Raw genomic sequence first — 14,512 nt, 5'->3', positions numbered from 1 at the left:
ACAGATAAGCCAAAGGAACGCGCCATGCTGGACAAGAGCCACAAACCCACCTGGACCAGTTTTGAAGAGGCCACAAAAGCCGACTGGGACGCCGTTATGGAGTATGAAGAGAGCTTCAATGCCGCCTTGCCGGATCGGATTCTGGACGCAATCCGCTCGTTGGACGAAGAGTGGACGCCTTACCCGGTCAACCGCTATCAGCACAGTCTGCAGGCCGCGACGCGTGCCTATGAGGATGGTGCGGATGAGGAACTGGTTGTTGCCGCGCTGATCCACGACACCGGCGATATCCTGTCGCCCTACAATCATGGTGAGCTGTCAGCGGCGATGATGAAGCCCTACGTCAGCGAGAAGACCTATTGGATTCTCAAGCATCACTGCGTGTTCCAAGGGTACTATTACAACCACCACCTGGGCGGGGACCGCAACGCGCGCGACAAATATCGCGACAGCCCCTATTGGGAGGACTGCCGCTATTTCTGCCATGAATACGATCAGAAAGCGTTCGACCCGGACTACCCGACCAAACCGCTGGAGTTCTTCGAACCCATGCTGCGCCGCATCCTGAACAAGGGCGAGGGGCACATGGAGCTCAATGAGACCGCCGAGGATTAACAGGCGGCCATCAGCCGATAGACGATCTGAGCTGCAGTAAAGTCCCAGGCGGCATTGCCGTCCGGGGCCAGCTCGACCACGTCGAAGCCCACGCATTTGCGGCCCTTCAGGGCGTGTTCGACCAGCCGCAGCGCCTGGTAGTACCCCAGACCTCCCGGAACCGGTGTGCCGGTCGCGGGCATTTGGGACGGGTCCAGCCCGTCGACATCAAAGCTGACATAGACCAGCTCGGGGAAATCTTCGGGCAGGTCAACGGCGTGGATGTTGCCGGTCACCAGGTCCTCAGCATCCACGTGGAACACGCGGTTCTTCAGACGGCTTTTGGCCTCTTCGGTGGAAAAGGCGCGGACGCCGAATTGCGCCAGACGGACACCTTCCTCGGCCAGCAGGTGCATGACCGACGCGTGAGAGTGTTTTTCACCCTGGTAGGCATTGCGCAGGTCAGCGTGGGCGTCGATCTGGACAATGCCGATCGGCTGGTTCAGCGCGCGTGCAACCCCCATCACTGCACCGTAGCTGAGCGAATGTTCCCCGCCCAAAGTGACCGGCACTTTGCCCTCACGCACGGCGGCCTCGGTGCGCTGGGCGAGGCGCTCCATGATCTCGGAGAGCGACGCATCACAATCCACGGGCTCTTCGGTAAAAATACCTTCGACGCAGGGTTCGGCGTGACCGGTGATGCGTTCCAGTTCGTTGCTGGCCTCGATGATAGCCTCGGGGCCTTTGGCGGTGCCCGATCCATAGGACACGGTGCGTTCCAGAGGAACGGGGATCACGCGGAACCGGGCGTCTTCGGTGCGCTCTGATGTGGTGAGTTCACTGTCGAGGAAAATGCTCATGAGAGTCTGTCCTTAAAGTCGTCATAGCCGAACTGTTTGATGATCTTCAGTTCGTCCGTTTCGCTGTTCCACAAGGCGATGGTCGGCAAGGGTACACCGTTGAATGTGTTGGTCTTGACCATCGAGTAATGCGCCTGATCGAGGAAGGCGAACCGCTGTCCGATCTCAAGCGGTTGATCCCACGTGTAGTCACCGATCACGTCACCGGCCAGGCAGGAAGGACCGCCCAGTCGGTAGGTATGGCCCGCCTCGGCCTCGTTCATCAGGGCGGGGCGATAGGGCGCCTCGATCACATCGGGCATATGGCAGGTGGCCGAGATATCGGTGATGGCAAGGCTCATGCCATTGGTTGGCAGGTCGAGGATCTCTCCGACCAGAATACCCGCGTCCAGCGCCACAGCTTCGCCGGGTTCGAGATAAACGTCGATGTCGTATGTCTCGCGGATGGTTTTGATGAAGGCCACCAGTCCCTCGCGGTCGTAGTCGTCACGGGTGATGTGGTGACCGCCACCGAAGTTCAGCCATTTGAGCTGGCTCAGGTAAGGTTTGAGTTTCGGTTCAACGGCGTCCCATGTGCGCTGCAGCGGTTCGAACCCCTGTTCGCAGAGCGTATGCATGTGCAGGCCGTCCACGCCGGTCATTGTCTCGGCGGTCAGTTGGCTGACTGGCGTGCCAAGGCGTGAGCAGGGCGCGCAGGGATCGTATTTCGGTATCTCACCCTCGGAATGTTCCGGGTTGACGCGCAGACCCACCTGAACATTGGCGGCTTGGGCTTTGGCAAGGAACCGGTCCTTTTGCGCCGGAGAGTTGAAGATGATGTGGTCGGACAGCGACAGGATTTCGTCCATGTCGGCGTCTTTGTACCCAGCGCAGAAGGTAGCGACCTCACCGCCGTATTCCTCACGGCCCAGACGCGCCTCATAGATGCCGCTGGCGCAGGTGCCGCCGAGGTGCTGGCGGACCAGCGGGGCCAGCGAGAACATGGAAAACGCCTTGAGCGCACTTAGCACATGCGCGCCAGATCGGGTGCCGATGTCAGCAAGGACCGTCAGGTTGCGTTCGACGGCCTTTTCATCGACCACGAAACACGGGGTGGGCACGCGGCTGAGGTCGAAGTTGCGGAAGGCTCCGGCGTCCCCGGCTTGTGTGGTCATCATGTCGGACATGTCCGGCGTCTCCGTTAAGTGGAGAGGCCGGGGGCTCTGCCCCCGGACCCCCGAGATATCTACAGCCAGATGAAGCTAGCGGATCAGAATTCGACCGGCCCGTCGAGTTCGTGGACCTGCCACGGCAGGCCGTGTTCGTTCAGCATGTCCATGAAGTTATCCGGGTCGAGCTGTTCCATGTTCCACACGCCCGGCTCAGTCCAGTTGCCCTTCAGCACCTGCGCCGCGCCGATCATGGCGGGGACGCCGGTGGTGTAGCTGACCGCCTGGCTGCCGACCTCGGCATAGCATTCTTCGTGGTCGCAGATGTTGTAGATGTAATAGGTCTTCTCGCCCGAGCCATCCTTGGCCTGACCCGTGGCGATGTCGCCGATGCAGGCCTTGCCCTTGGTTTCCGCGCCCAGATCACCGGGATCGGGCAGCAGGGTTTTCAGGAATTGGATCGGAATGATCTCCTTGCCGTCATGCATCACCGGGTCGATGCGGGTCATGCCGACGTTTTCCAACACCTTGGCGTGGGTGATGTAGGCATCGCCGAATGTCATCCAGAAGCGGGCGCGCTCGATCTCGGGGAAGTGAGTCGACAGCGACTCCAGTTCCTCGTGATACATCAGGTACATGTTCTTGGGGCCGATGGCCGGAAAGTCGAACTCGACCTTATGGGTCATGGCGGGGGAGTGCTTCCACTCGCCACCTTCCCAGTGACGTACTTCGGCTAGCACTTCGCGCAGGTTGATTTCCGGGTTGAAGTTGGTCGCGAACTCCTGATCGTTCGAGCCGCCATTGGCGTCCAGAACGTCGATCTGACGGATCGTGTCCAGCTTGTGTTTCTTCAGCCATTTGGCGAACACGCTGGTCACGCCCGGATCGAAGCCCGAGCCAAGGATGGCGGTCAGGCCGGCCTCTTTGAACCGCTCCTGATAGGCCCACTGCCAGTGATATTCGAACTTGGCCTCATCCTCGGGTTCATAGTTGGCGGTGTCGAGATAGTGGATACCGGCCTCTAGACAAGCATCCATCAGCACCAGATCCTGATAGGGCAGGGCGAGATTCACGAGGATTTCCGCACCGGTTTCCTTGATCAGCTTGACCGTGTCTTCGACCTTGTAAGCGTCCAGTTCAGCGGTTGCGATATCAACGCCCACACGCTCTTTCACCGCTTTGGCGATGGCGTCGCATTTTGATTTGGTTCGGCTGGCCAGAGTGATCTCGGTAAAGATGTCCGAATTCATTGCCATCTTGTGCACGGCGGCGTGCGATACGCCGCCTGCGCCGACAACCAGTGTTTTGCCACTCAAAGTACCCATGGGGGTAATCTCCTCTCACAGGGGGTTATTCGTAATAGGTGTAGCCGTTGATCGAGTCGCGATAGGCGCTCATCAGGGTTTTGCGGTCTTTGGCTTTCAGAGTACCGGTCGAGATCGCCTCGTCCACCATTTTGCGGAAGGCGGCGACGCAGTCCTGCGGGTCGAATTCGACATAGGACAGAACTTCGGAAATCGTGTCGCCCTCTTGCTCGTGCAGCAGATCGAACCCGCCATCGGCCCGGAGGTCGATGGTGACCACGTTGGTGTCGCCGAACAGGTTGTGCAGATCGCCCAGCGTTTCCTGGTAAGCGCCGACAAAGAAGACGCCCATGTAGTATTCGTCGTCCTCGGGCAGGGAATGCACCGGAAGGCTGGGCGAGACGCCATCAGCCAGAATGAAGCGGTCGATCTTGCCGTCGCTATCGCAGGTGATGTCGGACAGAACCGCCCGGCGGTCCGGCGTCTGGTTCAGACTTTGCAGCGGCACTATCGGGTGAAGCTGGTCGATGGCCCAGACGTCGGGCAGGGATTGGAACAGCGAGAAGTTGCAGTGGTAGATGTCAGCCACTTTCTCAAGCTGGTCATCCACATCGGTTTCCATCTCGTCGCTGGCCGCCAAAGCCTTGATCCGGGCCATCAGAGACAGATAGATCCGCTCGCCCCGGGCCATCTGGCGCAGGTCGACATAGCCGCGGCGGAATAGGGCGCGCAGTTCGTTGCGATAGAAGTTGGCGTCGTTCCAACATTCCTGCAGCCGGTCGCAGGACAGATATCCCTGCACCGCCGCGAGGTCAGAGAGGATATGGTGATCGTCTGCCTCGACCGCCGGTGCGGTTGCCGCGTCGTAAAGCGTGCTTTCCAACACGTTGAACACCAGCATTGAGGACGTCGCCACCACCGCACGGCCGCTTTCAGTGACCAGCGTCGGGTGTGCAACTTCTGCCTCATCCATTGCATAAGCCACGGTTTCCACGACGTTGGCGCAGTATTCCTCGACCGTGTAGTTGATCGAGTTTTCGGCGGCCTTCTTCTCACCCGTATAGTCGACACCCATACCGCCGCCGAGGTCCAGATGAGTCAGCGGCACGCCTTCACGCGTCAGTTCGGTGTAGTAGCGGCAGGCCTCGCCCACGGCGCGGCGGACGTCGTTGACGTCCTGCACCTGCGAACCAAGATGCGAGTGTTGCAGTTTGAGGCAATGCAGCAGGCCAGCGTCTTTCAGCTTATCCACGGTCGCGACCAATTGGTCGGTATTCATACCAAAGGCCGAGCGGTCGCCCGAGCTTTCTTCCCACTTACCGCTGATCTGGTTGGTCAGCTTGACCCGCACGCCTAGCAAGGGTTCGATACCCAGTTCGTTATAGACCCCGATCACCGTGTCAGCCTCTTTTGGGCTTTCCAGAACGATGACCGTGTTAAATCCGATCTTGCGGCTGAGGATCGCAAGTTGGATGAATTCGGCATCCTTGACGCCGTTGCAGACGATCAGGGCCTCGCGTGACAGGCGGTGGGCGAGGGCGATCACCAGTTCCGGTTTGGACCCGGCTTCCAGCCCGTATTGGTATTTCTTGCCAAACTCGACGATCCGGTCGACCACCTGCGCCTGCTGGTTCACCTTGATCGGAAACACGCCGCGATAGGTGCCCTTGTACCCAGTCCGGGCGATGGCGTCGCGAAAGCTTTCGTTGATATGGGCGATCTCGTTTTCAAGATAAGAGCTGATGCGCAACAGCATCGGCGCCTTGATGCCGCGTTCGTCCAGATCGTGCAGGATGCCGGGCAGGCTGATCGCCGCTGCCTCGGGTGCCATGGGATTGCGCAGACCGATCTCGCCATCCTCCGTCACCTCGATGAGGCCTTTGCCCCATTTTTCAACCCCGTAGATGGAATGCGGTGCGTCGGGCGTCTGTTTCAATCAAGTCGGTCCTTAACGTAGGGGTGCCAGTTTAGCGCCCGCCAATACGGCAGCAGTTTGATTCGTCCAAGTGTAATCTATGTGACGGGTTTTGCCGAATTTATGCGGCTGGCCGAATTGGGATCAGATGATTGTCCCATTGGCAGTCCGGGCGGGCGGAAATTTGGACCTTGGAGGTCAGTTCGCCGACGATACCGGTGCCTGTGGTGAAAACGAAACCTCTGGGTCCGGGACCCAAGCCGCAGACGTCCTCCAGCGAGAAGGCACCGGTTAGCAGGCCGCTTGCGACGTTGAACTGGTGCAGGGCGTTGCCACGGGGGCAGGTGATGGCAATGGCCTCTCCGTCACCGGAGAAGGCGATGCTGCCGGCATAACCTTGCAACGTGCTTTGCTCGGCGTCAGGAGACGACAGCAGGCGCGGTGCCTCGCCGCGACGGTGCAGACCCAGTAGCGGCGGATGTTGCGCCTTGTCCCCCTGCCATTGCATCGCAAACGCCACCAGCCCGTCTTGGCGCACGGCCAGGTGCCGGATCGAGTTCTTGTGCAGGGCCTGCGGCAGTTCCACCTGTTCCAGAACCGTCCCGTTCAGGTCCAGATAGGACAGGCGCGGTTGCATGGTCGGCAGGTTCAGTTTGGTGCGGCCCATGTCAGGGTGGGTTTCGATGCCGCCATTGGCGATGACCAAAGTCTGTCCGTCTGGCATCAGCCGCATGTCATGGGGGCCAATGCCGCCTGATGGAAACTCGCCCAAGCGTCTGTAGTCAGCAGCGTTCCAGATGCCGATCACGCCTTCTCCGGCCTCATAATCGTTCTCGGTGGTGAAAAGCCGGGTGCCATCGGGTGAGAATACGCCGTGGCCAAAGAAATGACGGCCTTCGGGGGCGGTCAACCGGGTCAGCTCGGTGCCTGTCGCGCAATCAATGACCAAAGCGAAAGTGCCGGGGCGGCGGGCGAAGGCCACCGCTTGCGCGTTGACGGGATGAGCTGCAGCCGCATGACCGCGCGCGGGCAGGGGGAGCGCGAACAGGATATCGCCACCCGTATCCAGGCCCGCCAATCGGTAGCTGCCGTCCGGAAACAAGGCTGCCGCCAGATAGTCCGGTGCGCCGACCGAGGCCCAGCCGCGAAGTGGAACCAGGCTGCTTGCGGCCAGTCCGGCCAGAAAATGTCGGCGGTTTGGCATGGGTCAGTCCCCGTCCAATGAGTTGAACCCGGCACTGATGCCCAATGTCGGGCCAAGCTCGGTTGACGCGATGGCACGGATATCGTTGATCGACTGCTGCAGCGCCTCGATCCGGAACCGACGCTGAGGTTCGGCCACGCCTGCAAGGGCCGGATCATTCAACGCCTGCGCGCGGGTTATGGCCTTGTCGAACGCGCCATCCAGATCGGCCGCGATTTCAGGGTGATCTGCCGACAGATGCGCCGCCAGATCGCGCAGCGCGATCAGGGACAGTTCCACATGGCGCAGGGATCGTTCAGAGCGGCGTGCCTCGGCGCGATTGGGGCGCGGGCGGTCGAAAGTGCCCATCGGGCGGCCAAGGCGGGTGTCGCCGGTGAATTCCAGACCCGTGACGAGCGCCTTGTACAGCTCTTGCATCGCTTCATCGCCGGACCGATACGGGCTGTTCTCGCCTGGTTGCGTCAGGGCTGTTGCAAAGCTTGCCCAATCGTCGTCCATCGCGTGGGCATTCCGATCGATGTCTGTGGCGATCGCCCGTATCAGGTCGCAGCGATAGGTGTCGCTGCCCTGATCCGCAAAGCGTGTGTCGTAGAGCATCTGCTCCAGTGCAAAGAACCCGCGTCCTGCGATGGAAGTTTCCGCAAAGGCGTCTGGGGATTTGACGGCATCGTCTTCGGCGGCAATCAGGCCGGACAGGGCCTTGGGCGTGAAGCCTTTGGTGTCTGGCCAGAAGGCCAGCGCAAAGGCCCGGTCGCCAACTTCCGAAGGACCGAACCTCAGATGGCTGACCGAAATCCAGCTGTCAAAGGCCACGTGATAGGCCGCGCGCAGATCGGGCGATGTTGCGGTGCAATCGGACTGGGCCGCTTGCGCCAGCGCGCCGCTCGCGTCGGAAAGCGCGGCGAAGCTAGGCAGGATATGCTCATTGACCGTCGCGGTCAGGATCGGACCGCGATCTTGTGCCAGCGCAGACAAGGGCAGCGTCAAGGCCAGGGCAAAAGCTAGGAAACGCATGGGTCAGAGGCTTTCGAGGAAACGGACCAGGGCATCACGGTCTGGCTTGGGCATTGCCACAACCGTATCGCGGGCGGCCTGAGCCTCGCCCCCGTGCCACAGGATGGCCTCAAGCAAGGTTTGCGCGCGGCCGTCATGCAGGAACTGAGTATGGCCCGAAACCTGCCGGGTCAGTCCGATCCCCCAAAGCGGCGGCGTGCGCCATTCGCGGCCCGTCGCGCGGGCCTCGGGGCGGTTGTCGGCCAGGTTTTCACCCATGTCATGCAGCAGCAGGTCGGAATACGGCCAGATCAGCTGAAAACTGTGCTCGGGGCGGTCTTCCATGCGATGGGTGACGAAAGCGGGCGTGTGGCAAGAGGCGCAGCCAGTGTCGTGAAACACTTGCTTGCCGCGCAATACTTGCGGATTGTCCACGTCCCGACGCGCCGGAACGCCCAGATTGCGGCTGTAGAAGGCCACCAGATCCATGCCAAGCTGGTCGATTTCAAACACGCGGTCATCGCCATCACCATGCGGGGCGCTTACGCAGTCTACCTGCGCGTCGGTGCAGTCACCATGACCCGCAGGGTAGAGCGGGCTGGAAATGCCGATATCGCCAGCAAAGGCCGCGGAGGATTGCTCCATGATCGTCGGCATCCCGGCTTTGAGGCCAAAACGGCCCATCATCGGCGCACCGAATTCCTTCGACCAGACAATGTTCGGGCGCCCGGAAATACCATCGCCGTCTGCGTCATCGGGATCGGCATTGGCCAGCAAATCCTCGACCGGGATCGCCTCGAGCAGACCCAGACCAATCATCTGCGGCGCCACACGGGGGCTGAGCATGGCCTCAGAGTGCAGCGGGCCGTATCCCAGATCCGCCGCCTGATAGGTCGGCTTGCGCAGTGTGACGATTTCACCATCGGACAGGGTTACGGGAACATCTTCATAGGTAATGTCCAGCCGGTATTCGGCCGGATGGCCGGGCAGGGCCAGATCCTGCATCTGTCCGCCATAGTTCGGGTCGGGCTGTGTGGCGATATAGTCCTCGATCTCGTCGTAGCTGTCGCCGCCGGGGATCGAAACACGCAGGAACATCGAGGTCGCATTGTCGTCGGGCCCGGCGGGCGCATGGCCGCGCCCGTCCTTGATGTGACAGCGCTGGCACGAGCGCGCGTTGTAAAGCGGCCCCAGCCCGTCCGAGGCCAATGTGGACGCGGGCGAAGACACCCAGATTTTCTTGAACAACCCATTGCCGACCCTGAAGTCCAGCTCCTGCTCAAAGCTCAGGTTGCCAGAGGGTTGCGAAAACGCATCGGCGTCGGTGCGGGCGCGGACGGTGGCGGCCCCGGCGGACAGATCCTCGAACCGTTGCGGGGCGCTGAAATCCTCGGGCGCAACGATGACGTTGGCGATCCGGGTGCGCTCATCTTCGGTTCTGGGTTCGAAATTAAGGTGGAGATCCTCCAGCTCGGCTGCGAGGGGTTGGGTGGCCGCAAGGGCGGCCACCGTCACGATGGCAAGGTTACTCGCCTTCGTCCATTTTCGATGCGTTGAGTTGCGCATAATTGGCTTCGCCAATCCTTTCGTACAGATCAAGCTGCGTTTCGAGGAAATCGATATGTCCTTCTTCGTCGCGGATCAATTCCTCGAACAGGGACATCGACGCATAGTCACCAGCCTCACGGCAGTATTCGCGCGCTTCGACATACAAGGTCCGCGCGTCATTTTCGGCAGCCAGATCACATTCCAAGGTTTCCTTGGGGTTCTGGCCAATTCTCAGGGGGTCGAGCTTTTGCAGATTGGGGTGGCCTTCCAGAAAGATGATCCGCTCGATCAGCTTGTCCGCGTGGCCCATCTCTTCGATGCTCTCTTCGCGGCTTTTCTTGGCCATGTGGCCAAGGCCCCAGTCTTCCTGCAGGCGGTAGTGCAGCCAATACTGGCTGACCGCCGTAAGTTCATGCCGCAGAGATTTGTTGAGGTATTCTATGACTTTGGGATCGCCCTTCATCTTCACTCTCCTGTGATGCTCCGGTGCGTAACGCACGAAGCTGCATGGGTACTTCCAGATTATCGTTGGAACGCATCATGTCTAGGAAAAGAGGCATACAGCCGCCGCAATCCGCAGCCTTCCCAAGGGCGTGATAGATCTTTCCGGGGGTGATAACCGCCTGCGCGTCCGATGTACGCATCCAGTCGATTGCAGCGCGAATATCGTGGTCAGTTATGTTGGTGCAATGACAGACGATCATGGCGATTCTAAGTCCGGTAGATTTCCTACTTAATTAGTAAGGTATTGTCCTGCTGTCCAGTCAAAACTTTTGTGGCCGGAAGCATGAAGCCCTCATGCTTCCGGCCCCATAGTTTACTGGAAGACCGCGTCGGGGTTATCCAGGCTGTCCGAGCCTTCGAAGCTGATCTGGTCCAGCCCCAGAGTGGTCACGATCCGCTCGATGGTTTTGGTCTGGTCGACCAGGCCATCGACGCCGCCCATGATCAGCAGTTCTCCACCTTCATTGCCGCGTTCCAGCATCTGGTCATAGGCAAAACCGGCTTCGGCGGTCGATTTCAAACGGCCCAGCGCCTGCATGGTGTTGGCCAGTTTGACCTTCATTTCGGCATCCAGCGAAGGATCGGAGGCGATCACCAGATCCGACAGCGACGCGCCGCTGACCGGGGTGCCGTCGATACGGGTATAGCTGCCCAGATAGACGTTCTGAATGCCCAGCCCATCATAGTAGTGACTGTTGTGGGTGTTGTCCGAGAAGCAATCATGCTCTTCCTCGGGATCGTTCAGCATCAGGCCCAGACGCATCCGCTCACCTGCCTGTTCACCATAGGACAGGGAGCCCATGCCGGTCAGGATGGCGCTTACGCCTGCGGTTTCATCCGCCGACAGCGCAGCACGCGCCTCGCCGCCTTCGGCCCATTGAGCCGCCATCCATTCCAGATCGCTGACCAGCAACTGGGTTGCGGCGCTCAGATACTGAGCACGGCGGTCACAATTGCCGCCAGTACAGTCGTCACCTCGGATATAGTCGGTATACGGGCGGTTGCCTGCACCCGCGCCGTGGCCGTTCATGTCCTGGCCCCACAGCAGGAATTCGATGGCGTGGTAGCCGGTGGCGACGTTCGCCTCGATGCCGTCGGCTTCGTGCAGGGTTTCGGCCAGCAGCTCGGGTGTGATATCGCTGGCGTCGATGGTTGCTCCCGACAGTTCGAAGCTGGGATTGGCGATTACGTTCAGCGCGGCGAATTCGTTTTCATCGCTCGGACCGCCATATGCCGCGTCGACATAGTCGATCAGGCCTTCATCCAGCGGCCATGCGTTCACCTTGCCTTCCCAATCGTCAACAATGGCGTTGCCGAAACGATAGACCTCGGTCTGCTGATAAGGCACACGCGCAGCAACCCAAGCGGCTCGCGCTGCGTTCAGAGTGGCGTCGGACGGCTCGGCGATCAGTGCGTTCACGGCCTCTTGCAGGGCTTTGGCCGCGATCAGGCTGTCATCGTATTTGGCTTCGGCGATGTTCGCATAGGTGGTCAGAACATCAGCCTTCGACGGGGCGTCGGTCGCAACGGCTGCGGATGCGATGCCGAGGGTCAGGGCGCTGGTGGCGGCGAAAAATCGGGTCATATGGGTGACGCTTTCCTGTCAGATAAAATTTCACAGACGCCGCCTGTGCGGCGCATATGGGGCGCATACCTGAGTTATTTAGTCAGCTATGTCAACCTGAGTTTTATTATCGGGTTAGCTGATATTCGCCCTCCCCAAATTTGGTGGGGTGGCTTGGCCCGGGCCGAGATTGCGCCGCTTTTGAAACATATTAAGATAAAACCCGTGATTCCTTGGTAGGTGGTGCCTGTTTATGAGAAGCGCAGCTCTCGCCCTGACTCTGATCCCCGCGGTCGCCCTGTCGCAGACACAAGCCGGGATTGAGCATGAACATGGCACCGGTCATCTGGAAATAGCGATCTCAGGGGCCGAGTTGTCCTTGTCGCTTGCGGTGCCTGCTGCGGATATCATTGGGTTTGAGCGCCCGGCCCAAACCGATGAGGATCGGACCCTGGTCGCCGGTGCGATTTCCGTTCTGTCCAAGCCGCTGGAATTGTTTGTCCTGCCAGAAGACGCAGAGTGTTTCACGGCAGCCGCCAATGTTACACTTCTGGCAGAAGGGCTTGGTCCCGAGGCCGATGTCGCCTCGGCATCAGATCAGGACCAGCACACCGAATTTCAGGCCGACTACCAGATTCAATGCCAAACGATCGACATGGTCGAGGCCATCGGGTTCGCCTATTTCGAGCGGTTTCCGAATGCTCAAAAACTGACCGTAAAGGTTGATCGGTCCGGCGAGATACAAATGCACGAGCTCACACGATCCATGCCAAACTTGCCCTTGTAGGCGCATGGTGCAACAGTTTTGGTAGCGACGGCGGTCACCGAAACGGTGGCCTGAATCACTGGGCGGTCAAAAGGCGCTAAGGCGCAAGGGGGGGCCTTGACCAAAGTTCTGTTGGTTGAAGACAACGAAATGAACCGCGATATGCTGTCGCGAAGATTGGCGCGCAAAGGCTACCTTGTCGTTGTCGCGAAAGATGGGTTGGAGGGGGTTTTGATGGCCGACAGCGAAACCCCGGACATCATATTGATGGATATGAGCTTGCCGGAAATTGATGGGTGGGAGGCGACGCGGCGCATCAAGGGGGCGCCTGAGACAGCTTCGATCCCGGTGGTCGCGCTGACGGCACATGCGATGGCCAGTGATCGCGAGAAAGCGCTGGAGGCAGGTTGCGACGACTTCGATACCAAACCGGTTGAGTTTAGCCGTCTGCTGGAAAAGATGGAAAAATTGCTTCCTGAATCCTGACGAAAAATCGCTCAATCCGCAGAAATTTTGCGTTGGATGACATAGTAGGTTCTGACCCGACCCTTGCCTTTAATTCTTGTTTCGATGGGTTCAGACACATCAAAAAGATGTTCGACCTGTTTGGCGGTGGCCTCTGAAATCTGTAAACGGCCCGGCGCGCCGGTTGTTTCAAGCCGGCTGGCAAAATTAACCGTGTCTCCCCAGACATCGTAGAGGAAACGGTGCGACCCGATTATACCGGCAACCACGGGGCCACTGTGTACGCCAATCCTGATGTGCATCGGGTAATCCGTTTCCATGTTCAGTGCTTCGACCTGCGAGAGCATCCGTAGGGCCATTTCGACAATCACTTCGGCATGGTCTGTGCGGTCATCCGGCACACCGGCGGCGACCATATACGCGTCTCCGATCGTCTTTATCTTTTCAACGCCTAGTTCTGTCGCGATCTCATCGAAGCCTGAAAAAATCCGGTTGAGGTAATACACCACCTGCGCAGGCGGCAGTTTGGCCGACATCTCGGTAAAGCCAACGATATCCGAGAACAGGACGGTGACTTCGTTGTGGCGGTCGGCGATTGTTGCTTCGCCGTCATTCAGCCGCGTCACGATTTGCTGTGGCAGAATGCTCAGCAATAGGTCTTTGTACTTTTGCTTTTCCGCTTCCATCTGCTCAAGGTAGTGACGTTCACGCTCGCGAAAGCGGTTCTTCTCCAACGAGGCATTTATCCGGGCTTGTAGCAGGATCGGGTTAAAGGGTTTCGGCAGGTAATCTTCGGCGCCGGCCTCAATACAGCGCGCGACGCTTTCGATCTCGTCCAGGGCCGATATCATGATGACCGGGATGTCCCGAAGGACGTCATCCTGTTTCAATCGGGTCAAAACGTCAAAGCCATTGATATCCGGCATCATCAGATCAAGCAGAACCAGATCGAACGGATATTGAGACATCAGTTCAAGGGCGGAGTACCCTCCAGCAGCGGTCCAGACCTGATGCCCATCCCGCTTTAACCGGCGCGCCAGCAATTCCCGGTTGGCCTCGACATCATCGACGACAAGGATGTTGCCGGTCAGTGCACCGGTGTCGTCGATTGGGGCGAGGGGAGCCATGCTCTGAACCAGATTTGCGAACATCGCAGCGGAGTCTGGCGGTGCTAAGGGAACCACGGCGTCTCCGTCTGGCGGAACGTCAGACAGTGTCGCAAGGTCGTCGATTTGTTTCAGAAGGGCGTCGGTATGTTCGAGAAGCCCAAGCAAGTCCGCTTCCAGATGCTTGGCGTTCAGATCATCCAGATCCTCCAGCAGCATCTCGCCGTAGCCTTTGATCGCATTCATCGGGGTTCGCAGATCATGGCGCAGCCGTTTTATGCCCTCGTCACCGCCGACCGTCAGTTTCAAGGCCATCTCAGGGTGCAAAAGCCGGTCGACCAGCGTGTTCAGTTCAGTCGTCGCTTGGGAAATTCGGTTCAGGTCCGAAACAGCTTCGACCCTCGCCAGACGGCCGGCTTCGCTTTGAATCATTTCGCTGAAGCCCACGATTGCGCTGACCGGTGAAATCAGGTTTTGGCGCAAATTCGCAAGCCACACCGCCTTTGCGTGCTGAGCTTGGTTTTCGCGTCCGCCATTCACG

General features: G+C 59.4%; 14 protein-coding genes. 3 read left to right on the top strand and 11 right to left on the bottom strand.

Going from position 1 to position 14,512, the window contains the following annotated elements; translation table 11 throughout:
* Window positions 1–24: 24 nt before the first annotated feature.
* Window positions 25–615: an HD domain-containing protein gene (locus GOX63_RS20960; RefSeq protein ID WP_170328577.1), complete on the top strand. Its 591-nt coding sequence runs from the start codon at window positions 25–27 to the stop codon at window positions 613–615.
* On the opposite strand, the gene speB is transcribed toward GOX63_RS20960, so the two are convergent.
* The 10 genes from speB to GOX63_RS20910 all read right to left on the bottom strand — a co-directional run bounded on the left by speB (window position 612) and on the right by GOX63_RS20910 (window position 11,655).
* A complete protein-coding gene (gene speB, locus GOX63_RS20955) occupies window positions 612–1,454 on the bottom strand; it encodes an agmatinase (protein ID WP_170328576.1) in 843 nt (280 codons plus the stop codon). The two genes, GOX63_RS20960 and speB, sit on opposite strands and share 4 nt — an antisense overlap.
* Complete coding sequence (gene nspC / locus GOX63_RS20950) at window positions 1,451–2,620, bottom strand: carboxynorspermidine decarboxylase (protein ID WP_170328575.1); 1,170 nt, start codon at window positions 2,618–2,620, stop codon at window positions 1,451–1,453. The genes speB and nspC overlap by 4 nt, the downstream gene beginning before the upstream one ends.
* Before the next feature lie 83 nt (window positions 2,621–2,703).
* A complete protein-coding gene (locus GOX63_RS20945) occupies window positions 2,704–3,927 on the bottom strand; it encodes a saccharopine dehydrogenase family protein (RefSeq protein ID WP_170328574.1) in 1,224 nt (407 codons plus the stop codon).
* A 25-nt stretch (window positions 3,928–3,952) separates the two neighbouring features.
* The gene (speA, locus tag GOX63_RS20940) at window positions 3,953–5,842 is read right to left on the bottom strand and encodes a biosynthetic arginine decarboxylase (RefSeq protein WP_170547081.1); all 1,890 of its coding nucleotides are present in this window, start codon (window positions 5,840–5,842) and stop codon (window positions 3,953–3,955) included.
* A 100-nt stretch (window positions 5,843–5,942) separates the two neighbouring features.
* Window positions 5,943–7,025, bottom strand: coding sequence for a DUF1513 domain-containing protein (locus GOX63_RS20935; RefSeq protein WP_170547078.1), 1,083 nt, complete (start codon window positions 7,023–7,025; stop codon window positions 5,943–5,945).
* 3 nt (window positions 7,026–7,028) lie between these two features.
* Window positions 7,029–8,039, bottom strand: coding sequence for an imelysin family protein (locus GOX63_RS20930; protein ID WP_170547075.1), 1,011 nt, complete (start codon window positions 8,037–8,039; stop codon window positions 7,029–7,031).
* Between the two features lie 3 nt (window positions 8,040–8,042).
* Entirely contained in the window at window positions 8,043–9,584 is a 1,542-nt protein-coding gene (locus tag GOX63_RS20925) for a di-heme oxidoreductase family protein (protein ID WP_170328570.1), read from the bottom strand.
* A complete protein-coding gene (gene bfr / locus GOX63_RS20920) occupies window positions 9,544–10,029 on the bottom strand; it encodes a bacterioferritin (RefSeq protein ID WP_170328569.1) in 486 nt (161 codons plus the stop codon). The genes GOX63_RS20925 and bfr overlap by 41 nt, the downstream gene beginning before the upstream one ends.
* A complete protein-coding gene (locus tag GOX63_RS20915) occupies window positions 9,977–10,270 on the bottom strand; it encodes a (2Fe-2S)-binding protein (RefSeq protein WP_170328568.1) in 294 nt (97 codons plus the stop codon). The genes bfr and GOX63_RS20915 overlap by 53 nt, the downstream gene beginning before the upstream one ends.
* A gap of 113 nt (window positions 10,271–10,383) precedes the next feature.
* Window positions 10,384–11,655, bottom strand: a complete 1,272-nt coding sequence (locus GOX63_RS20910; protein WP_170328567.1) for an imelysin family protein — start codon at window positions 11,653–11,655, stop codon at window positions 10,384–10,386.
* A 232-nt stretch (window positions 11,656–11,887) separates the two neighbouring features.
* Between GOX63_RS20910 and GOX63_RS20905 the strand changes: the two genes are divergently transcribed.
* On the top strand, window positions 11,888–12,421 hold the full coding sequence (locus tag GOX63_RS20905) for a ZrgA family zinc uptake protein (RefSeq protein ID WP_170328566.1): 534 nt from the start codon (window positions 11,888–11,890) through the stop codon (window positions 12,419–12,421).
* Window positions 12,422–12,517: 96 nt separating this feature from the next.
* Window positions 12,518–12,886 (top strand): response regulator, encoded by a 369-nt coding sequence (locus tag GOX63_RS20900; protein WP_170328565.1) that lies wholly within the window; start codon window positions 12,518–12,520, stop codon window positions 12,884–12,886.
* A gap of 11 nt (window positions 12,887–12,897) precedes the next feature.
* Here the strand turns inward: GOX63_RS20900 and GOX63_RS20895 are convergent, their stop codons facing one another.
* Complete coding sequence (locus tag GOX63_RS20895; RefSeq protein ID WP_217356262.1) at window positions 12,898–14,511, bottom strand: adenylate/guanylate cyclase domain-containing protein; 1,614 nt, start codon at window positions 14,509–14,511, stop codon at window positions 12,898–12,900.
* Between the last annotated feature and the right edge of the window lies 1 nt (window position 14,512).

The organism is Ruegeria arenilitoris, from assembly GCF_013031355.1.
Taxonomy (GTDB): domain Bacteria; phylum Pseudomonadota; class Alphaproteobacteria; order Rhodobacterales; family Rhodobacteraceae; genus Ruegeria; species Ruegeria arenilitoris_C.
The sequence above is the reverse complement of the archived record's forward strand: the minus strand, read 5'-3'. Positions and strand labels throughout refer to the sequence as shown.